Origin of the sequence: Cryobacterium sp. SO2 (assembly GCF_026151165.2) — a bacterium.
Taxonomy (GTDB): Bacteria; Actinomycetota; Actinomycetes; order Actinomycetales; family Microbacteriaceae; genus Cryobacterium.
Genome location: NZ_CP117849.1, coordinates 3,074,227 through 3,094,421, shown reverse-complemented (window position 1 = coordinate 3,094,421; position 20,195 = coordinate 3,074,227). Strand labels below are relative to the sequence as shown.

At 69.2% G+C, this 20,195-nt stretch carries 20 protein-coding genes and 1 tRNA gene; 12 read left to right on the top strand and 9 right to left on the bottom strand.

What is annotated here, in order from left to right:
* Positions 1–64 precede the first annotated feature (64 nt).
* Together BJQ94_RS14520 and BJQ94_RS14515 are read right to left on the bottom strand one after the other, a co-directional pair.
* A complete protein-coding gene (locus BJQ94_RS14520; RefSeq protein ID WP_265401212.1) occupies positions 65–442 on the bottom strand; it encodes a hypothetical protein in 378 nt (125 codons plus the stop codon).
* A gap of 74 nt (positions 443–516) precedes the next feature.
* A complete protein-coding gene (locus BJQ94_RS14515; RefSeq protein ID WP_265401211.1) occupies positions 517–1,209 on the bottom strand; it encodes a 4'-phosphopantetheinyl transferase superfamily protein in 693 nt (230 codons plus the stop codon).
* Positions 1,210–1,363: 154 nt separating this feature from the next.
* Here BJQ94_RS14515 and BJQ94_RS14510 point away from each other — a divergent pair, with 154 nt between their 5' ends.
* From BJQ94_RS14510 to BJQ94_RS14495, 4 genes are all read left to right on the top strand, one after another.
* Positions 1,364–1,966 carry a hypothetical protein gene (locus tag BJQ94_RS14510; protein ID WP_265401210.1) on the top strand — a complete coding sequence of 201 codons (603 nt, stop codon included), beginning with the start codon at positions 1,364–1,366 and terminating at the stop codon, positions 1,964–1,966.
* 87 nt (positions 1,967–2,053) lie between these two features.
* Entirely contained in the window at positions 2,054–3,070 is a 1,017-nt protein-coding gene (locus BJQ94_RS14505) for a magnesium and cobalt transport protein CorA (RefSeq protein WP_265401209.1), read from the top strand.
* Positions 3,071–3,169: 99 nt separating this feature from the next.
* The gene (locus BJQ94_RS14500) at positions 3,170–6,919 is read left to right on the top strand and encodes an AAA family ATPase (protein WP_265401208.1); all 3,750 of its coding nucleotides are present in this window, start codon (positions 3,170–3,172) and stop codon (positions 6,917–6,919) included.
* The gene (locus BJQ94_RS14495) at positions 6,912–7,193 is read left to right on the top strand and encodes a hypothetical protein (protein WP_265401207.1); all 282 of its coding nucleotides are present in this window, start codon (positions 6,912–6,914) and stop codon (positions 7,191–7,193) included. The genes BJQ94_RS14500 and BJQ94_RS14495 overlap by 8 nt, the downstream gene beginning before the upstream one ends.
* Positions 7,194–7,666: 473 nt before the next feature.
* Here BJQ94_RS14495 and mscL read toward each other — a convergent pair whose 3' ends face one another.
* Genes mscL through BJQ94_RS14480 form a run of 3 tightly spaced genes read right to left on the bottom strand, consistent with a single transcriptional unit; the run spans position 7,667 to position 9,226 of the window.
* On the bottom strand, positions 7,667–8,173 hold the full coding sequence (mscL, locus tag BJQ94_RS14490) for a large conductance mechanosensitive channel protein MscL (protein ID WP_265401206.1): 507 nt from the start codon (positions 8,171–8,173) through the stop codon (positions 7,667–7,669).
* 40 nt (positions 8,174–8,213) lie between these two features.
* Positions 8,214–8,588: an FmdB family zinc ribbon protein gene (locus BJQ94_RS14485; protein WP_265401205.1), complete on the bottom strand. Its 375-nt coding sequence runs from the start codon at positions 8,586–8,588 to the stop codon at positions 8,214–8,216.
* Between the two features lie 59 nt (positions 8,589–8,647).
* Entirely contained in the window at positions 8,648–9,226 is a 579-nt protein-coding gene (locus tag BJQ94_RS14480) for a 5-formyltetrahydrofolate cyclo-ligase (RefSeq protein WP_265401204.1), read from the bottom strand.
* A gap of 69 nt (positions 9,227–9,295) precedes the next feature.
* On the opposite strand from BJQ94_RS14480, the gene galU reads away from it, so the two are divergent.
* The 5 genes from galU to BJQ94_RS14455 all read left to right on the top strand — a co-directional run bounded on the left by galU (position 9,296) and on the right by BJQ94_RS14455 (position 13,134).
* Positions 9,296–10,189 carry a UTP--glucose-1-phosphate uridylyltransferase GalU gene (gene galU / locus BJQ94_RS14475; RefSeq protein WP_265401203.1) on the top strand — a complete coding sequence of 298 codons (894 nt, stop codon included), beginning with the start codon at positions 9,296–9,298 and terminating at the stop codon, positions 10,187–10,189.
* A gap of 77 nt (positions 10,190–10,266) precedes the next feature.
* The gene (locus tag BJQ94_RS14470) at positions 10,267–10,926 is read left to right on the top strand and encodes a GNAT family protein (RefSeq protein WP_265401202.1); all 660 of its coding nucleotides are present in this window, start codon (positions 10,267–10,269) and stop codon (positions 10,924–10,926) included.
* 53 nt (positions 10,927–10,979) lie between these two features.
* Positions 10,980–11,969 (top strand): hypothetical protein, encoded by a 990-nt coding sequence (locus tag BJQ94_RS14465; protein ID WP_265401201.1) that lies wholly within the window; start codon positions 10,980–10,982, stop codon positions 11,967–11,969.
* Between the two features lie 46 nt (positions 11,970–12,015).
* Positions 12,016–12,091, top strand: a tRNA-Ala gene (locus tag BJQ94_RS14460).
* Between the two features lie 152 nt (positions 12,092–12,243).
* Positions 12,244–13,134: a serine hydrolase gene (locus BJQ94_RS14455; protein ID WP_265401200.1), complete on the top strand. Its 891-nt coding sequence runs from the start codon at positions 12,244–12,246 to the stop codon at positions 13,132–13,134.
* Here BJQ94_RS14455 and BJQ94_RS14450 read toward each other — a convergent pair.
* From BJQ94_RS14450 to BJQ94_RS14435, 4 genes are all read right to left on the bottom strand, one after another.
* Positions 13,131–13,958 carry an ABC transporter ATP-binding protein gene (locus tag BJQ94_RS14450; protein ID WP_265401199.1) on the bottom strand — a complete coding sequence of 276 codons (828 nt, stop codon included), beginning with the start codon at positions 13,956–13,958 and terminating at the stop codon, positions 13,131–13,133. The genes BJQ94_RS14455 and BJQ94_RS14450 overlap by 4 nt on opposite strands.
* A complete protein-coding gene (locus BJQ94_RS14445) occupies positions 13,955–15,013 on the bottom strand; it encodes an iron chelate uptake ABC transporter family permease subunit (RefSeq protein ID WP_265401198.1) in 1,059 nt (352 codons plus the stop codon). Before BJQ94_RS14445 ends, BJQ94_RS14450 begins: the two co-directional genes overlap by 4 nt.
* Before the next feature lies 1 nt (position 15,014).
* Positions 15,015–15,986, bottom strand: coding sequence for an iron chelate uptake ABC transporter family permease subunit (locus tag BJQ94_RS14440; protein WP_265401355.1), 972 nt, complete (start codon positions 15,984–15,986; stop codon positions 15,015–15,017).
* Between the two features lie 89 nt (positions 15,987–16,075).
* Positions 16,076–17,095 (bottom strand): iron-siderophore ABC transporter substrate-binding protein, encoded by a 1,020-nt coding sequence (locus BJQ94_RS14435; protein ID WP_265401197.1) that lies wholly within the window; start codon positions 17,093–17,095, stop codon positions 16,076–16,078.
* Between the two features lie 213 nt (positions 17,096–17,308).
* On the opposite strand from BJQ94_RS14435, the gene BJQ94_RS14430 reads away from it, so the two are divergent.
* The 3 genes from BJQ94_RS14430 to BJQ94_RS14420 all read left to right on the top strand — a co-directional run bounded on the left by BJQ94_RS14430 (position 17,309) and on the right by BJQ94_RS14420 (position 19,881).
* Positions 17,309–17,725 carry an ankyrin repeat domain-containing protein gene (locus BJQ94_RS14430; RefSeq protein ID WP_265401196.1) on the top strand — a complete coding sequence of 139 codons (417 nt, stop codon included), beginning with the start codon at positions 17,309–17,311 and terminating at the stop codon, positions 17,723–17,725.
* Between the two features lie 146 nt (positions 17,726–17,871).
* Complete coding sequence (locus BJQ94_RS14425) at positions 17,872–18,669, top strand: hypothetical protein (RefSeq protein ID WP_265401195.1); 798 nt, start codon at positions 17,872–17,874, stop codon at positions 18,667–18,669.
* 75 nt (positions 18,670–18,744) lie between these two features.
* Positions 18,745–19,881: a hypothetical protein gene (locus BJQ94_RS14420; RefSeq protein WP_265401194.1), complete on the top strand. Its 1,137-nt coding sequence runs from the start codon at positions 18,745–18,747 to the stop codon at positions 19,879–19,881.
* The last annotated feature ends 314 nt before the right edge of the window (positions 19,882–20,195 follow it).

The following is a 20,195-nucleotide window of genomic DNA, read 5'->3' as shown; positions in this document are numbered from 1 at the left end:
ACACCCCTTCAGCACCCGCGAAGGGGCACTTTGCGGCAAGTCGATTGAGATTGCGCAGCGGCGCCTAGTGTGCCGCGAGGAGTGCCGTGCAGGCCGCGACGGTGCGGCGGCCCGCCGTGACGCAGGACGTCCAGCCCGGGTGCGTGCGCGTCATCCGCTCACAGGCGCGAATCGACGCGGATGCCGACTGGCGGCAGGCCAGCAGCACGGCCTCGGTCGTCGGGCCATCGCTGCGGAAGCGCCAACCGAGCAAACGGATGGTGGAGGTGCCGACCTCGACGCAATCCAGGTCGGCCAGGAAGCATTCGGTGACGTCCCCGCCACCGCCCAGCTGCAGGCAGGCGTCGGCGCAGTCCTCGCTGGCCCGCACCATCTCGGAGCAGGCATCAAGGCAGTCCTGCACCGCGACCTGCGCTGCTGCCGTGGACGGTGTGCCGTTCATACCTGCCACGGTAACCCCGAACCCGCGCTGCCGTGCAGAGAATTCTCCGCTTGGCTCGTCGCGGCCGAGGGCGCTCAGGCAGCGCTCGGACACAGGCGCAGCTGCGGGCGGCGGGCGCACACCACGGCCACGGTCACGACGGTGCCAGGGGGAGCGGCCACGGGCAGCAGCCGCACCTGGTCGATGGGGAACGGGGCATCGGGCCAGGAGATGAGCAGCCGGTGAGCGGTGCCGGGTTCGCCGGCCGGGTCGAGGGCGATGGTGAGGTCGCGGGGGTCGACGCGGAGCCCCACGCCGGCGGCCTTGAGCACAGCCTCCTTCGTCGTCCAGAGCACCGCCAGGGCATCCGCCGCCGCCCGCGGCCCCAGCGCGGCCACGGCATCCGCTTCGTCGGGAGAGAGCAGCACCTCGGCCACCGGCGCGCGCGAGATGTCGGCGACGGACTCGAGGTCGATGCCCACCGGGCCGGCGGCGGTGACGGCCAGGGCGCGGCGGCCACCGCACCGGGCGAGGCTCACGTGGATGGCGGGCACCGGGGACGCGCCGTCGCCGAACCGGACGCGGAGCGGTCCGTGGCCGGCTGCGCCGCAGTGCGGGCACTCCTGGCCGAGCGAGACGGATGCCGCCGGTACGCCGGTGAGGCGGGCCACCAGGTCGACCAGCGCGCGGTGGTCGCCGGCCGGTGTTGATGCCTTCTCGCCCAACGCCACGACCACGCTGGTCGAGAGGTCGACGCCCAGGGTGTCATCGAGAGGGGAAGCTGGCACGCCATCACCCTAGTGCCGGCAGGACAACGGGCGGCCCTTGCCCGGCCCATCCGCCGGTGCGACAATCAACGAGATCAGCCGGATCGCGTAAAGCTTGATCGAGTACAGCGGAGTGCAAGGCTGACGACGCTCCAGGCGCGGTGGTGAGGTTGCTGTGAACAGGTTCGAAGGACTCGGGAAGCCCTCCACCCTCGCCGCCGGATCGCTGTTCCTCATCGGCGGCATCCTCGACCAGATCCTTCGCCTCACGCCGGACCCGATCGGCGAACTCGTGCAGACGCCGTTCTATGCGGCCCGCTCGTTGCTGCTGCTGGCCGGCGCCCTGCTGCTGATGCTGTCGCTGGTCTCCCTCTACGTACGCCGGGCCAAGCAGATCCGACAGTTCGGGTTCTCGGCCGCCGTCGTTGCCGGCACCGGCACGATCCTGATCAGCGGCCTGTTCTGGGCGCAGGCTTTCCTCTATCCCACCCTGGGTCGGGTGGCGCCGGGCATCCTCGACGGCGGCGACCGGCCAGGCTCGTTCGCGTTCGGCCTGCTGCTGACGTCCTCGGTGTTCGGTGTCGGCTGGTCATTGGTGGGCATCGCCATCCTGCGCGCCCGTGTCTATCGGGTGGTGCCGGCCGTGCTCATCCTGCTCGGCGGGGTCGTATCGCTGCTGCCCGTCTCGACGCTCGGTCAGGCCGTGCTGGGCCTGGGCCTGGTTCTGCTCGCGTTCAGCCCCACCTCACGCAAACACGAGGGCCCGCAGCGGCACTGATGCGGCGCTGCCGGCCGGTGCGGCCGCGCCGCTGCGCGTTGCACCCTCGTGCCGGTGCCACACTTGTACGGCGAGTGAGGAGCAGCCGTGGCGCTGATTGATGACGCGATCTATGTGGATGGCCACCGGGTGGCGACCCCGGAGACGTTGCAGGACGTTTTTGAGGTGCTCAAGGATAAGAAGGGCTTCGCCTGGATCGGGCTGTATCGGCCCACCGACGATGAGGTGCGCAGCGTCGCCGACGAGTTCACCCTGCACCACCTCGCCATCGAAGACGCGCTCAAGGGCCACCAGCGGGCCAAGATCGAACGCTACTCCGACACCCTGTTTCTGGTGCTGCGTCCCGCCCGGTACATCGACGAGGACGAACGGGTCGAGTTTGGGGAGCTGCACGTCTTCGTGGGCCCCGACTTCGTGGTGACCATCCGGCACGCCGAATCACCCGACCTCGCCTCGGTGCGACACCGTCTGGAGGGCACTCCAGACCTGCTCGCGTTCGGTCCGCAGGCGGTGCTCTACGCCATCCTCGACCAGGTCATCGACGAGTACGCGCCCGTCGTGGCGGGCCTGGAGAACGACATCGACGAGATCGAGGACCAGCTCTTCGACGGCGACCAGGCCGTATCCCGGCGCATCTACGCACTCTCGCGCGAGGTCATCGAGTTCCAGCGGGCGACCCAGCCGCTGATCGGCATGCTCGAAACGCTGCAGGCCGGCTTCGAGAAGCACGGTGTGGACGTGGAACTGCACAGGCACCTGCGCGACGTACTCGACCACACCATCCGGGTCGTCGAACGCGGCGACGCGTTCCGCCAGCTGCTGCAGAACGCGCTCACCGTGCACAGCACTCTCGTCGCCCAACGGCAGAACGACGAGACCCGCCGGCTCTCCGAAACCGGGCTGGCCCAGAGCGAGGAAGTGAAGAAGATCTCCAGCTGGGCGGCGATCCTCTTCGCGCCCACCCTGGTCGGCACCATCTACGGCATGAACTTCACCCACATGCCCGAGCTGAAATGGCAGTTCGGCTACCCGTTCGCGATCACGCTGATGGTGGCCATGGGATTCGGTTTGTACGCCGTGTTCAAGCGCCGGAACTGGCTCTAGAGCGCCGATCGGCCCCAAACACGCGCAGAAACCTGCGAATGCGCGAAAAACCCGGGTGGCCTACCGCTGAACGGGTCGGCAGAGAATTAGGGTGTGGGTGTGTGGCGCCTCGATAGAAAACCAGAAGACGACGATTTCGCGTCGGAGTACTCCGACGTGCCGTCACCCGGCTCGCGACTGACAACATCCCCGGACTCGGTGAGTCTGGGCGACCCGGCGCTCGTCGCCGGGAACATCGCCGAACCCACCTGGCAGCGCTGGCGCGACGAACTCGCCGCCGTCGGCGGGCACTCGCCGTTGCTGCACTTCGGCGACAGCCCGCGCTCCCGCATCGAACTGTCCGCCACCCACCCCGGCGGCCTGCCCCAGTTCATCACCGGCAAGACCACACTGCTGTCCAACCTGATCCGGGACGAACTGGCGCTGCGCAACGCCCGCCTGGCCGCGAACGAGATCACGCAGAAGGGCATCGAACTGCGCTCGATGCGCGGCATCGAATCGGTGCACCTCGCCATCGGGCTGGCCCAGTGGCGACACGGCGACGTGGAGTTCACCGCGCCGGTGCTGCTGCGCCCCCTGGCCATCCGCCGCTACGGCCGTGACTTCGAGCTCAAGCTCAAGGGCGCCCCATTCCTCAACCCCGAACTCGCGCGCGCGCTGCACGACCAGTTCCAGATCACCCTCGACGCCGACGCGTTCGTAGCCCTCGCCGTGACCAACGGCGCGTTCAAGCCGCAGCCCGTGATCGACCGCTTGCGCGGGCTCACCTCGCACCTGCCCTGGTTCAACGTGGTGCCGCGCCTGGTGGCGTCGTCGTTCGCCGACGTCGGCCGCGCCATGGCCGTCGACGCACACAAGCTCACCCACCCGGTGCTCGACGCCGTCGCCGGCAACCCCACCGCCAAGCGCGCCATCGAGATGGCCTACAACCCGGTGATGCCGGTCGCGCAAGACGTGCGCCCGCCCGGCACCGACACCCTACTGCTGGATGCCGATGCCGAGCAGGAGAACGTCGTCGCGCAGATCAGCGCCGGCAACTCCCTCGTCGTGAAGACCCTGCCGGGAACCGGCGGCACCCAGACCATCGTGAACGCCATCGGCTCGCTCATCGCCCAGCACAAGCGCGTGCTCGTGGTCAGCGCCCGCCGGTCCAGCCTGGACGGCATCGCCCACCGCCTCGTGCAGGTGGGCCTGCCCGGCGTGGCCGTGACCCCGCGCACCCTGCGCCGCGATCTGATCCAGTCGATCACCCGCAACGAGAAGTGCGTGCAGCCGCGCGTCGGCGATGTCGACGACGCCCTCGTGCGCCTGCGCAAGGTGCTGCTCGACTACCGGTCGGCGCTCACCCGCAAGGACGCTGTACTCGGCGTGTCGGTGCTCGACGCACTCGGCGAACTCGCCAGGCTCGCCCAGCTGCCCTCCCCGCCGTCCACCACCGCCCGGCTCGACCGGGTGGCGCTGGAGCGCCTCGCCCAGGACAGGTCCGGCGCCGCGGCGACCCTGATCAAGGCCGCCGTGCTCGGCCAGTTCCGCTACGGACCCGGCGACTCGCCCTGGTACGGCGCGTCCTTCACCTCCACGGCGGATGCCGGCGCCTCGCACGAACTCGCCAAGCGCCTCAACCTGCCCGACCTGCCCCGCCTGCTCGAGCGCGCCAACAACCTCGTCGGCCAGACCCGGTTGCGCCCGTTCGAGACCGTGCACGAACTGGGCATCTACCTGCGCCTGCTGCTCGACATCCGCGAGACCCTGGACAAGTTCCAGCCCGGCGTGTTCGACCGGTCGCTGACCGAACTGATCGCCGCCACCTCGGCCCGCCGGGACTCGCCGGAGATGACCGGCGCGAACCGCCGCCGGCTGCGCAAGCTCGCCGACGAGTACCTGCGGCCCGGCGTGCACGTGAGCGACATGAACGAGAGCCTGCGTCGCATCCAGCAGCAGCGCACCCTTTGGCAGCGCTACGCCGCCGCCGGCGTCACCCCCGAGGTACCGGTCGGCATCAACGACGTGCACGTGGCCTACCAGCGCGTGGCGGAGGACCTCGGCAAGCTTGACGTGCCTCTCGGCAACGCCGGCACCCCGCGTCAGCTGGTCAACCGGCCCATCCGCGAACTGCTGCACACCATCAACGGTCTCGCCGCAGAGAGCGAGGTGCTCGCCAACCTGCACGAGCGCACCGCCCTGCTCGCCACCCTGCGTGAGCACAACCTCGACCCGCTGATGACCGACCTGTCGCAGCGGCACGTGTCGGAGGCCGACGTGGCCGCCGAACTCGAGCTGGCCTGGTGGCAGTCCGTGCTCGAGGTCATGCTCAGCGGCGACCGCGCCCTGCTCAACGCCAACACCCAGGTGCTCGACCGGCTCGAGGCCGACTTCAAGCTCGTCGACGAGGCGCACGCCTCCACCACCGGGCAGATCCTGGCCTGGCTGCTCGCCGAGACCTGGAAGATCGGCGTGGTCGACTGGCCCGAAGAGGCCGACCAGCTGCGCCGGCTGCTGCGCGCCGACCGGGCCACCCCCACTCGCATCAACGAGGTCTCCCCGCACCTGGGCCGCGTGCTCGCCCCGGTCTGGCTGGCCTCACCCTACGAGGTGGCCGCCCTCGACGACTCGATGACCTTCGACGCCGTGCTGCTCGTGGACGCCGGAGCGACCACCCTCGCCGAGAACGTCGGCGCCATCCGCCGCGGCAAGCAGGTCGTGGCGTTCGGCGACCCGGTCACCCAGACCCCGTCCCCGTTCGAGACCGGCATCGTGGAACCGGCCGATGTGCCCGTTCCGCAGGAGACCAACGTCGACGCCCTGCACGCCGACTCCGCCCTGGCCCGCCTCGGCGAGCTGCTGCCGACCCTCACCCTCACCCGCAGCTACCGGGCCGGCGGCGAAGACCTCGCCGAGCTGGTGAACCACCGCTTCTACGGCGGCCGGATCGACTCGCTGCCCTGGGCGGGCAGCTTCCTGGGCCACGGTAGCCTCACCCTCAACTACGTCGCCGGCGGTCACGGCATGCCCGACGTGGACAGTGGAGCGGTCGAGAGCGTCGACGCCGAGGTGGCCAAGGTCGTGGACCTGGTGATGGATCACGCCGTCAAGCGCCCGCGCGAGTCCCTCATGGTGATCACCGCCAGCGCCCGGCACGCCGTGCGGGTGCACCAGGCCGTGCTCGCGGCCTTCGCCAAGCGCACCGACCTGAGCGACTTCATCCTCAAGGACCGCGCCGAGCCGTTCACCGTGCTCACCCTCGAGCAGGCCGTGGCGCAGAGCCGCGACCGGGTGATCTTCTCGATCGGCTACGGCCGCACCCCGCACGGCCGCCTGCTGAGCAACTTCGGTTCGCTCGGCGAGCCCGGCGGCGAACGCCTGCTGGCGATCGGCATGACCCGCGCCCGCCGCGCCATGGACATCGTCTCCTGCTTCCGCCCCGTCGACATCGACGCCGACCGGCAGCGGCACGGCATCCTGGCCCTGTCACAGGTGCTCACCGAGACCGAGGCGCGCCGCAACGAGGTGGCCGTGCCGGATGCCCGCGAAGCCATGCTCGTCGACCTCGCCCGCCGCCTCGAACGCAAGGGCCTCACCGTCTCCCTCGGGCACCGCGGCAAGCTCGCGCTGGCCGCCTCGCACGCCGGACGCGCCGTGGTGGTGGAGACCGACGCCGTGGTCAACCGGGCCAGCCTGCGCGAATCCCTGCGGCTGCGCCCCGAGGTGCTGCGCCGCCTGGGCTGGCACTACCTGCGCGTGCACAGCTTCGAACTGTTCAGCAACCCGGATGCCGTTGCCGGCCGCGTCGCTGCCCTCGCAGGGCTGACGCCGACCGAGGGGTCGACCGGTCCGGCGCATCGTGCCTGATCGGTCGGTCGCGCCCGACGGCGCTGCCGTGCCCGACCGGTCGGCTGCGCCCGACAGCGCTGCCGGGGCGGGGGCATCCGCCGGCGCGGGGGAGCCGCGCCAGTCTGTCGTCAAGTCATCCGGTGCCCGGCGTGCCCGTCTGACGCCGGCACCGAACACCGACACCAGCCCCCAGCCGGCCGCCCGGGAAGAGGGCGGGCACACCGACGGCGACGGCTCGTCGACGAGCCCGAATGACGCCCGCCTGCGCCAGGACAAGCCCCCGCACTGGTAGCTTTTCGGCGCCGCTGCGCGCGTGGATGCGCGACGCAGTCAAGTTCGGCGAACGACGCTTTCCCGACTTGCGGCAAAGTGCCCCTTCGCGGGCTCCCAAGGGGGAGTTCGCGGCAAGTCGACGCCGGTATCGAGTTGTCAGTTGCGGCCTTCAGGAGGGGTCGGAGTGGGCGCGAACTGCCATGTCAGTCGAGGGTGCCGGGGTGAGTTGCCAGTTGCGGCCCCGTCCGAGGTGCGCAAAGGGCCGCAAGTGGCAAGTCGCGAAGCGGCTGTCCCCAGCGCCGATCCGCGAGTTGCCGCAAAGTGCCCCTTCGCGGGCTCTCAAGGGGGAGTTTGCGGCAAGTCGGCGAACGACGCTTTTCCGACTTGCGGCAAAACGCCCCTTCGCGGGCGCTGAAGGGGCGTTTGCGGCAAGTCGGCGAAGGTGCGGCCGGGGTACGACCGCCGAGTGCAGGCTGCCGGGTGGGTCTCCGGTTAGAGGGTGTGCTTGGGGCCGTCGGATGCGAGGGCATCCGTCGGTGCTGTGCCCACGGCCGGGACAGTTGCGGCGGCGGGCATCGCGGCGGGGGCCACAGCGGACTGCGCGGCGAGGAGGTCGCGGATCTCGGTGAGCAGGTCGAGGTCGGTGACCGGGTTCTTCTTCGGGTCCAGCGGCACACCGGCCTGGCGGCGGCGGGCCTGGTTCTCCTTGAGCTTGTTCAGCGGCATCACGAACGCGAAATACACCACGGCCGCGACCAGCAGGAACTGGATGAGCGCGGCCAGCACCAGACCGAAGGAGATGGTGCTGGTGCCCAGCGACACCGTCATGGAGGTCTTCAGAGTCTCCGCGTTGAAGATCGCCGCGATCAGCGGGTTGAAGATCCCGTCGACGATCGCATTGACCACGCCGGTGAACGCGGCGCCTATGACGACGGCGACCGCCAGTTCGATGACATTGCCGCGCATGATGAACTCTTTGAAACCGCTGATCATGGCCATAAGGATGCTCCTAGTGTTGCTGTCGTGCGGGGGAGGGAGGTCAGGACGCCTTGGGCGCAGGGGTGGGAGTCGAGGAGGAGCTCGAGCCGGACCCGCCGGACGAACCGGTTGAACCGGAGGACGACGCGCTGCTGCCGGACTTCTCGGCCGGCTTCGCGGCCGGCGTGGAGTCGGACTTGGTCTCGGACTTCGCGCTGCTCTTCTCGGCGGACAGGGAGTTCGACTTGCTGCCCGATTCGGCGCGGGAGTCGTTGCGGTAGAAACCGGAGCCGGTGAAGCTCACCCCGATCGACGAGTACACCTTGCGCAGCTTGCCGCCGCAGGTGGGGCACTCCGTGAGGGTGTTGTCGGTGAAGGCCTGCTGGATGTCGAAGGCCGTGTCGCACTCGGTGCAACGGTAGGAATAGGTAGGCACTGCGTCTTTTCGGTTGGGGGTGTTCGGGAACAGGGCCGGCAGGCGCCGGTCGGGAAAGTCTAGAAGACGACGATCCGGGTGGGTGTGACGAGCCCGTTCACCGGCTGGTCGTGCACCTCGCGCGGGACCTCGTCGACATACTCATTGTCGTAGACCACGGCGTAGACGGGCGGGCACTTCTGCATCGACCCGAGGGTCTTGTCGAAGTAGCCGCGGCCCCAGCCCATTCGCAGGCCGGTCGTGTCGATGGCGGCGGCGGGCACGATGATCAGGTCGACGTCGTTGATGGCGATCGGTCCGAGCAGTTCGCCCTTCGGCTCCGGTGCGCCCGAGATGCCCTGCACCTCGGTCTCTTCTTCGCCGACGGTCCAGTCGAGCAGGCCGTCGTCGCGGGAGACGGGGAACAGTACCCGGATGCCCCGCGCCTCGGCCCAGTTCACGAACGGTCGGGTGTTGGGCTCGGTGGGACTGGAGAGGTAGCAGGAGATCGACCGGGCGGAGAGGTCGGTGACGATGCTCTGCAGGTTCTCGGTGAAGCCCGCGGTAGCGGCCTCACGCTCGGCGGCGGTGAGGTTGTGGCGGCGCTCCCGGAGCTCTGCGCGGAGCGCCCGCTTTCGGTGCTCGATGTCAGAGTCCATATAAGTCATCCTAGATGCGTCGGTCCCGCCTAACGCGTGAGGAAGGGGGGATGCCGCTAACCTAAAGCCATGGTTACCCAGATTACGAAGGCCGTCATTCCCGCTGCAGGAATGGGCACCCGGTTTCTCCCCGCTACCAAGGCCATGCCCAAGGAGATGCTCCCAGTCGTCGACAAGCCGGCCATCCAGTACGTCGTCGAGGAGGCCGTCGCGGCCGGCCTGACCGACGTGCTCATGATCACCGGACGTAACAAGAACGCCCTGGAGAACCACTTCGACCGCGTGACCGAGCTCGAGGCCGTGCTCATCCAGAAGGGCGACCGTGACCGGCTCGCCAAGGTGAACGAGTCCACCGACCTCGCCGACATGCACTACGTGCGCCAGGGTGACCCGCTGGGCCTCGGCCACGCCGTGCTCCGCGCCAAGATGCACGTGGGCCACGAACCGTTCGCCGTGCTGCTCGGTGACGACATCATCGACGCCCGCGACCCGCTGCTCGAGAAGATGCTCGCCGAGCAGATCAGCCGCAACACCAGCGTCGTCGCCCTGCTCGAGGTCGACCCGTCGCAGATTCACCTGTACGGTGCGGCCGCGATCGAGAAGACCGACGACCCCGACGTCGTGCGGATCACCGGACTGGTCGAGAAGCCGTCCGCAGAGGATGCCCCGTCGAACCTGGCCATCATCGGCCGCTACGTGCTGCGCCCCGAGGTGTTCGAGGTTCTCGAGCGCACCGCTCCGGGCAAGGGCAACGAGATCCAGCTCACCGACGCCCTGCAGGAGATGGCCGTCACCCCCGAGACCACCGGCGGCGTGTACGGCGTGATCTTCCGCGGCCGCCGCTACGACACCGGCGACCGGCTCGACTACATCAAGGCGATCATCCAGCTCGCCGTCGACCGTGACGACCTGGGCCCGGACCTGCGGCCCTGGCTGCACGACTTCGCCGCCACCCTCGAATAACGCCACAATCGAGCAGGTCGGCTCCGGACTAAGCTTCATCCATCTCGGGCTTCGGCCCCCAACTAGACGGGCTCATCGTGCCGACCGCGATTCCTACGCTCCGTGAGGGCGCCGTGACCCTGCGCCCGATCCGGTTGCGCGATGCCAGGGCCCTCGAGCGTGAGCTCATGGAGAACCGGTCCTGGCTGCGCACCTGGGAGGCCACCAGCCCGTATGCGCCGATGTCGTTCGACACCCGGGCCAGCATCCGCAGCCTGCTTGCGCACTCGCGCACGGGCAGCGGGCTGCCGTTCCTGGTGGAGTACAACGGCGAACTGGCCGGCCAGTTGAACGTGTCGTCGATCACCTGGGGCTCGCTCTCGAGCGCGTCCATCGGGTACTGGGTCGGCGAGGAGTTCGCCGGCCGATCGATCACCCCGATCGCGGTGGCGCTGGCGACCGATTACTGCTTCGGCCAGCTCGGCCTGCACCGGATGGAGATCTGCATCCGGCCGGAGAACGCGCCGTCGCTGCGGGTCGTCGAGAAGCTCGGCTTCCGGTACGAGGGCTTGCGCCGCCGGTTCATCCACATCAACGGCGCCTGGCGCGACCACTTCGCGTTCGGCCTGGTGGCCGAGGAGGTGCGCGGGGGCGTGCTGCGCCGCTGGCAGGACGGCCTGGTTCCGGCCGGCAATGCGACCGTGAACGAGTTCGACAGGGTGGCCGCGCTGCACCCGCTGCCGGTGGCTGAGAAGTGACACACCCCCGGTAATCAGGCACGGAAGGTGCCGCGACTCATACGTTAGGGAGCATGAGTAGCGAAGTCCTGGGTGGGGGAGTGATGGTGGCCGTTGCCGCCGCGCTCTGGGTGACGTACCTCATGCCGACATGGGCGAGACGCCGGCAGTATCTCGCCACCGAACGCAACGCCGTGCGACTGCAGCAGACCCTGCGGATCCTGGCCGAGACGTCGGAGATCCCCCAGGAGGTACGCGTGGAAAGCAACGCCCGCGGAGTGTCCGCGCAGCGCAAACTGCTGGCCCAGGCCGAGGAAGATGCGCGCATCGCGTCGAAGGCCGCCGGCGACGCCGCCGCAGCCGCCCGCCGCGCCGCCGTCTTGCGCGCCGCCGCCGCCCGCCCCAAGGCGCTCACACCGGCCGGTAAGGCCAAGCGGCTGCGCGCCATGCGCTCGCTCGCGTCCCTCGTGCTGCTCATCGGCCTCGTCGCCGCCGTGGTCGGCGTGACCCTGCTCTCCGCGGGCACCTGGACCCTCCTCGCCGGCGGCCTCGTCGCCGCCGTGGCCGCCCTCACCACCCTCGGCCGCCTCGCCGCCGTCAGCCGGTCGGCCCGCGCGCCTCGCGCCACAGCGACCACGGATGCCGTCGCGACGGGACGCCGCGCCGCCGGCAACGCCACCGGCCAGCGCTTCGAACCCGTGCACTTCGACGAAGCCCCGGTGGCCCAGCCCAGCCCGTGGACCCCGCAGCCGCTGCCCAAGCCCCTGCACCTGTCGCCGGGCTCGATCGCGCAGGCCGCGATGGCGTCGGTGGATGCTGCCGCCCAGCTGCGCCAGGCGGCCGCTGAGGCCGAACTGCAGCGCCGGGCGTTGGCCATGGCCGAGGCCATCGCACCGTCGGAAGTCACCCCGATCACCCGGCCGGTTGCCGCGCGCGCCGCCGCTGCCAAGGCCGCCCCGCAGGCCGCGCCCAGCCGGTTCGCCAACATGGGCATCATCGGTGACACCGAACCGGGCATGACCGACCTCGACGACGTGCTGCGCCGCCGCCGCGCGGTCGGCTGACGGTTCGGAGGGCTCGCCCTCGCGTGATATTGTAAATACGCAGTCTGGGGCTATGGCGCAGTTGGTAGCGCGTCTCGTTCGCAATGAGAAGGTCAGGAGTTCGAATCTCCTTAGCTCCACCACCAGTGCACAGGGATCGAAGCCAGTTGGCTTCGGTCCCTTCTGCTTTCCTCGGGCAGGCGGGGAATGAACGCACCGAACGCGGTGCGAGGCGCCTGCGAACCCCGTGGCGGAGGGTGGCCGGGGACCCTCGCACACGCGACAGAATGGTGGGATGAGTCGCGCGCAGAAGATCGTAGACCGCCTTGTCGCCATCGCGGAGGAGGACGGCTTCGCTGCGCACGCCGTGCACGTCCTCATCGACGACGAGAGCGCCGAGTATCACTGGAGCCGAGATGAACGCCGGGATGTTCACTCGGCTGCCAAGGGCGTCTGCGTTCTTGCGATCGGGATCGCAGCCGATGACGGCCTGCTCGATGTCGATGAGCCGGTGGCCGCCTACCTGCCGGACTTCCCACTCGGACAGGGCGTCGAAGACGTCACGGTGCGGCATGTGCTCCAGATGACGAGCGGTATCGACTTCCCGTGGTCGGAGACGATGATGACGGACTGGCCCGATCTCGCGGCTGAGTTTCTCAGCCGTCCCTCACGAGGACCGGTCTTCCAGTACTCCAACGCGAGCACCTACACCGCGATGCGGGCGCTGCAGTCAGTGGTGGGTGACGTTCCCCGGTGGCTCGATCAGCGCTTGTTCACACCGTTGGCGATCGATGCGCCTCTGTGGGAGCGATGCCCGAACGGCTGGATCGTGGCAGGAGGGGGGCTGCACCTGCGCACAGCTGAGCTGGCACGGATCGGTCAGCTCATCCGCGACGGCGGAATGTGGCAGTCACAGCGCGTCGTGTCTTCGCGCTGGGTGCAGGCCATGCACTCTGACTGGTTCGAGCGGGGGCCAGAGCCCGAGCCCGCGTACCGGCGGTATGCACTCTCCGGCTGGGCTGGGCCCAATGATGCGTGGCGTCTGCATGGTGCGTATGGACAGCTGCTCATCTTCCTCGACAACGCAGTGGTCACGATCACCGCCGAGGATCATTTCAAGGCGGATCGGATGGCCGAGCGCGTCGTGACGACGCTGGAGCAGTGGGAAGCTGATGCAGACACCTAGGCCGGATGCTTCGCCGCTTCGGTCAAGCGGACGTGATGGCGCCCGATCGGTGTGACCATCGGCTTGCCTGAAACCGGATCGCTGGTGATGCAGTTGGGGAGGCCGAAAACCTCTTCGATGAGCGTGGAGGTGACGACCTCGGACGGGTCGCCCATGGCGAGCACCTTGCCGTCTTTGACCGCCACGATGGTGTCCGCGTAGCGGATCGCGAGGTTCACATCGTGCAACACCATGACGATCGTGGTGCCGCGACGGCGGTTGAGGTCGGTGAGCAGGTCGAGGACCTCGACCTGGTGTGCGATGTCGAGGAACGTCGTCGGCTCGTCCAGCAGGAGAATATCGGTCTCCTGAGCGAGCGCCAGGGCGATCCACACCCTCTGGCGCTGGCCGCCGGAGAGCTCGTCGACGCTGCGGTCGGCGAGATCGGCGACGCCGGTCGCCTCCAGCGCCTCGACGACGGCCCTGTCGTCGTCCGTCGTCCAGGACCGGAACAGCTTCTGGTACGGATGCCGTCCGCGCCCGACGAGGTCGGCCACGGCGATTCCCTCTGGCGCGATCGGCTGCTGAGGGAGGAGGCCCATGGTGCGTGCCAGTTGTTTGGTGTGCAGCTCGCTGATCCGTTTGCCGTCGAGCACAACAGCACCGCTGGTGGGCGTGATGAGTCGCGCCAGCGTCTTCAGCAGCGTCGACTTGCCGCAGGCGTTGGCCCCGACGATCACGGTGATGCGCCCGGCCGGCAGTTCGACGTCGACGCCGTCGACAACGGTCGTGCTGCCGTAGCCCGACACCAGGGCTTCGGCGGTGAGTCGATGTTGTGCACTCATGAGGATCCTCCGCGGCGGGATGTGCGAATCAGTAGAAAAAGCAGATAGGGGGCACCGAGGATGCCGGTGATCACCCCGACCGGGAACCGGGTGTCGAAGGCGAATTGGCCGATGAGATCGGAGGTGAGAACCAGGCAGGCCCCCATGAGCGCTGCGGGGATGGTCAGCGAGGAGCCGTGACCGACCAGCCTGCTCACGATGGGGCCGGCAAGGAATGCCACGAAGGCGATTGGCCCCGTGGTCGCGGTTGCGAAGCAGGTGAGGGCGACCGCGGCGAGGACGAGCAGGATCCGGGCATGGTCCACCCGCACGCCCAGCGACGTCGCAGCGGCGTCGCCGAGCTCCAGCGCTCGTAGTTGCCTCGAGAGCAGGGCGAGGAGTGGCAGCAGCACGGCCACGGCGATGCCGAGCGGGAGGACGTTCTCCCAGCGGGAGCCGTTGAGGCTGCCGGTGAGCCAGCGCATGGCGACGGCGACATCCCATTCGGCCGCCCGCTGGATCGCGTAGTTGACGACCGCGTCCAGCATCGCGCCGATGCCGATGCCGATGAGGATGAGCCGGCCGCCGGTGGACTCGCCGCCACGGGCGGCGAAGTAGATGGCCGCGGCCGTGGCGACGCCGGCGATGAGAGCGGCGAACATGGTGGCGGTGCCGCTCCAGCGCAGCACGACGAGGCAGACGACGGCGGCCGCGCTGGCCCCTGCGCTGATGCCGATCACATCCGGGCTGGCGAGGGGGTTGCGCAGCATCGTCTGGAACGTCGTGCCGGCTGCGCCGAAGGCGAGTCCGGCCAGGGCTCCGATGAGCGCCCGTGGGATGCGCAGGGTGCCGACGGTGAAGGATGCTCCGGGCACGCTTTCTCCGCGCATGACGGCGAGTACGTCCGAGACCGGGTAGATCGTGTTGCCGACCATGATCACGGCGGCCATGAGCGCCAGAACTGCGACGGCGAGGCAGCCGATGACGAGGAGACGACGACGGGAGCGGCGGATGCGGCCGGCACGGACCAGCGCCGTGCGCGCAGCGAGATCGAGCGTTGCGGGGAGAGTGGTCATGTCAGAGGGCCCTCATCCGGCTGCGGCGGGCGATGATGACGAGGACGGGAGCGCCGACGAAGGCGGTGACGATGCCCGCTTCCGTCTCGCCGGGGTAGCCGATGAGTCGTCCGATCGTGTCTGCGAGGGTCAGCAGGATGGCGCCGCCCAGCGCCGAGAGTGGCAGCATCCAGCGCTGATCCGGGCCGACGAGCATCCGCACCACATGCGGAACCATGAGACCGACGAAGGCGATGGGACCGGCGACCGCGGTGACGGCGGCGCAGAGCACAACGCCCGCCACGGCGGCGAGCAGCCGGGTGCGACCGATGCGCACGCCGAGTCCCACGGCGACGTCGTCACCGAGGGCAAGCGCGTTCAGCGCGGGTGCGCAGATGAATGCGACCAGGGTGCCAGCCACGAGCAGGGGGGCGATGACCGCCATCGTGCCCCAGTCGGCTCCGCCGACGCCGCCGACCTGCCAGAAGCGGAAGGTATCCATCGCTGCGGTACGGGGCAGCAGGACCGCACTGACCAGGGAGCCCAACGCCGCCGTGGTCGCCGCTCCGGCGAGCGCAAGCTTGATGGGCGTGGAGCCGCCAGGTCCGACCGAGCCGACGTTGTAGACGAAGACGGACGTCAGGATGGCGCCACCCAGGGCGAGCCAGAGGTACTGGTACGGCGAGGTGATCCCGAAGAATGCGATTCCGCACACGACGGCGAGCGCGGCGCCGGTGTTCACGCCGAGGATGCCGGGGTCGGCGATGGGGTTGCGGGTGATCGCTTGCATCAGCGCCCCCGACAGCGCGAGCGCTGCGCCGGCCATGAGGGCCAGCACAGTGCGAGGGATGCGCTCCTGCACCGCGATCGCTCCGATGTCCGCGGGCGTCTGCCCCTGCACCCAGGAGGTCAATCCGTCGACGATCTCCGCGAGCGAGACGGTTCGCGACCCGAATGCCAGGGAGAGCAGGATGGCGAGGCCAACGCCGACCATCAAACCAGCGATCGTCAGAGCGCGCCGCCGCGCCCCTACCTGAGCGGCGGGGGCGCGGCGGCGGTCATCGACCGGTGCGTGTACTGAGGTCACTTCGCGAGCGCGACGGCACCGTCCAGCAGGGCGACGTAGTCCTTCAGCATCCACGGGATCGACAGCGCGGTCGGCGTGACGGCGCCGCTGAGGGCATCGCCGGATCCGACCGAGACGACTGCGCCGTTCTGCACAGCCGTCAGCGTGCTCCACAGCGGGTCGGCCTGCAGTGCTTTGAGGAGCTCGTCGCTATCGCCGTAGCTGACGATCACGTCGATGTCGGCCAGCTGATCGGCGTTCTCGGCGCTGATGTCCTGGTAGAAGGTGTCGCCGTCACCGGCAAGCTCGGGCAGGTCGAAGCCGAGATCGGAGAGGAAGGCCGTGCGCGAGTCGCCCTGACCGTAGATCGAGATCGTGGAGAGGTCGGCTGCGCTCATGTAGAAGAACGCCGCCTTCTTTCCCTCGAATGCGGAGTCTGCCGTGGCGTCAGCGATCTGCTGGTCGAGGTCGTCGACGAGCGCCTGGCCCTTGTCGGCGAGCCCGAGAGCAGCGGAGTCGGTGAGGATGACGTCGCGCCACGGGGTGAGCCAGGCGGCATCGGGGTAGGCGACGGTCGGCGCGATCTCGCTCAGAGTGGCGTAGTCCTCCTCGGTGACGCCGGAGTAGCCGGCGAGGATGACGTCGGGCTGGGTGTCGGCGATCGCTTCGAAGTCGGTGCCGTCTGCGGTGGAGAACACCACCGGCTCGTCAGCGCCGAGCGCCTTGTAGGCGTCGAGGGTCCAGTCGTAGACGCCGAGCCCATCGCTGCCGTCCATCGACCAGGTCTGGTCGTCGACGCCGACGGGAGCGACGCCGAGCGCGAGCGCGACGTCCTGGTTGCCCCAGCCGATTGTGGTGACCCGTTCGGGCTGCTTCTCGATCACGGTCTCTCCGAGAGCGTGCTCGACGGTCACGGGGAAGGCGCCGCTGGCGGTCGACGTCGAGTCGGAGGTCTCCGCAGCGGAGGTGGAGCAGGCGGCAAGGCCGATGGTCATAACTGCGGCCGCGCTGAGGCCGAGAAAGCGGGGGATCGACATATGATTCCAAATTTCGTGTGGGGGACGGGGACGACGGACCCGAAGGTGTCGTGACTTTGGTTAGCCTACCCTAATGCGCGGCGCTGCTTGTGCGCCAGAACCGTCCAGGCATTGGCAGGGGAGCCCGGAGCCGCGGATAGACTTGACCAACTCACCAGAACCGGCAGGCCGATGGCCTGGCGGTTCTTCTGTTCGAGACACCGGGAGACGATCATGACAGCGCGCGCGGAAGACCAGGCGACCGAACCGTCGGCCGCCGTCGTCGAGGGCGTCTTCGAACTCGCCCGCGACGGGCTCACCGGGCCGCTCGGCGAGATGATCGACGCCGGGGTGTCCATCGACCTGGTCAACGGGCGCGGCGACAGTCTGCTGATCGTGGCCGCCTATGGGCAGCAGCTCGACACCGTGCGCGAGCTGCTTCGCCGAGGCGCCGACACATCCGTCGTGAACAACATGGGCCAGACAGCGTTGGCCTGCGCGGTGTTCCGGGGCAACGAGGCGATCCTGCTCGACCTGCTGCAGGCCGGGGCCGACCCCGACCTGGGCAGCCACTCCGGCATCCAGATCGCCGACCAGTTCGCCCTGCCGCGCATGCGCGAGGTCCTCGAGGCGCACGCCGGCGCCAGCTGACTTCGGAACTTCGCAGGGTCCACTCGGCCGGCTACTGTGCGATGTTCCGAAGTGACTGCCGCCAGGCCCGGTGACGATGTCGCCGGCCGTTGTTAGCGTGGTGGCAGCTCGGTTTTCGGGGTCACAGCGGCGACAGGCGGAGGCGAATGGACGGCGCGGGAGACGATGCAGGCGGCGCGGGCACGGCGGGCATCGCCGTGCGGTTCCGGTGCGGGCACGGGGCGGATGCCGGGCAGGCGCGCATCACTCTGCAGCGGGCCTGCCCGCTGTGCATGCTGCTCGCCGAGACCACGCGCAGCCGCGAGCAACTGCTGCGGAAGGCGGCCCCCGCCGGGCTGGCGGCACTGGCCCAGGAGACCCGGATCGGGGCCGAGTACGAGTGGGTCTGCACACGCGGGCACTCGCGGTATCGGGCCACCGTGCGGGAGGCCCTCACCGGTCCGGGCTGTCCGAAGTGCCAACGCAACGCGCAGGCGCCCGCGGCCCGGCAGGAGGGCGGCGTGCCCTTCATGAAGCCCGGCCTGCGAACCCGCACCTCGCAGGCGGAGCAGAAGCTGCGGATGTTGCTGGGCGAACGCATCCGGCTGCCGCACCGGGTGAACGCGATCCGGGTCAACCGGAGCTTCTACGGCAAGCCGGAGGTGTGGCCGGACATCATCATCCCGGCGCTCATGGTGGCCATCGAATATGACTCGCCCGGCCGAGAGAAGACGTCGCACCGCGGTCTGAAGGAGGTCTCGGACCTGGAGAAGGACGCGGCGCTCGAGGAGGTGGGCTGGGCGGTGATCCGGGTGCGCTCCGACGGGCTGCAGGCCGTCGGACGGTACAGCATCGTCTGCTCGGGGGTCACCGCCGCCGTCGTCGACGAGGTCCTGGCGATGCTCGCCGTGATCCGCGGTGAGGAGGCCGTCGCCGCCCTTATGAGAAGTGGGCCGAGTGGTTAGAGTGGGCCGGGTAAGAGGCTCACGGTCGAGCTGGGGGCTGGCACGTGGGCACCCAGATGCGAAGGAGCCCGTGCCGTGTTGCACACCGACATACCCACCCGAGACGACGTCGACACCCTGGCCGCAGTGCGCACGCATCCGTGCGTCTCGATCTACCTGAGCACCACCCCGCTGCCGCAGGACTCGGAGAAGGCCAGGGTGGAACTGAAGAACTCGACAACAGAGGCCGTGCAGCAATTGCGCGATGCCGACACCGACAAGGGCTTGATCGAGGCTCTGCAGGAGACCCTGGACGACCTCATCGAGGACTCCGATTTCTGGCGGTCGCTGTCGTACAGCCTGGCCATCTTCGCCACCCCGCACAGTGTGCGCACCTTCCGGCTGCCCAACCGGCTCAGTTCGGCGCTGGAGGTCTCCGACCGGTACTACCTCAAGCCGCTGCTGCGCGCGGTCACCTTCCCGCAGGCGGCGTTCGTGCTGGCCCTCGCCCAGAACTCGGTGCGCCTGCTGGAGATCAGCGCGGAAAGCCCGGTCTACGCGGTGTCGGTGCCCGGGCTGCCCAGCGACGTCGCCGACGCCGTGGGACTGCCGTCGATCAACGGCCGCACGCAGGACAAGCACATCATGGGCGGCCGCATCCAGGGCGGAGAGGGCCAGAAGGTGCGGATGCGTCAGTATGCGCGGGCCATCGACCGGGCCCTGCGCCCCGTGCTGAGCGGCCTCGACCTGCCGCTCATCCTGGCCGCGACCGAACCGTTGGCGGGCATCTACCGGTCGGTGAACAGTTATCCGAACCTCACCGAGGGGATCATCGCCGGCAACCCGGAGGAGACCCCGGACGAAGACCTCGGCCGGGCGGCGCGGGGCATCCTGGACGAGCTCTACGCGGCCGAGCTCGACGGCCTCAAGGACCGGATGGCCCGCCGGGCCGCGCACGGCCGTGCGGTGACCGACCTGAGTGACGTGGCCAGGGCGGCCACCTACGGCGCGGTGGACACGCTCTTCGTCGACATCGACCAGAGCGTGCCCGGCCTGGTCGACGAGCAGACCGGGGCGGTCACCCTGAGCGAGTCAGAGGATGCCGTGACCTACGGTGTGGTGGACGAGATCCTGCGGCGGGCGCTGCTGTCGGGGGCGGAGATCTTCGCGGTGCGGGCCGATGACATGCCCGGCGGCGGGGCGGTGGCGGCCGGGGTGCGGTTCGTGGTCTGACGCCTGGACATCGGTGGCAGACGAAACCGGTGCCGCCCGCGGACAGGTGACACCGGTGAGTCGTTCGCACGCGGGCGGGAAACGCCCGGTGGATAGCGAGTTAGCGCTTGCGGGCCTTCTCGGTCTCAGCGGACTTCGCCTGCTTGTCGGCGCGCTTTTCCTTGAGTGATTTGCCGGCGACCTTCTTGGTCGCATCCTTCTTGGGTGATTTGTCAGCCATGTGTACTCCTTCGACCTGAGCCCGAGCGGCACCGATGATCTGACCCTACGCGGGTTCGACACAAAGGGCATCTTGAGGCGTCGTGCGTCGCCGC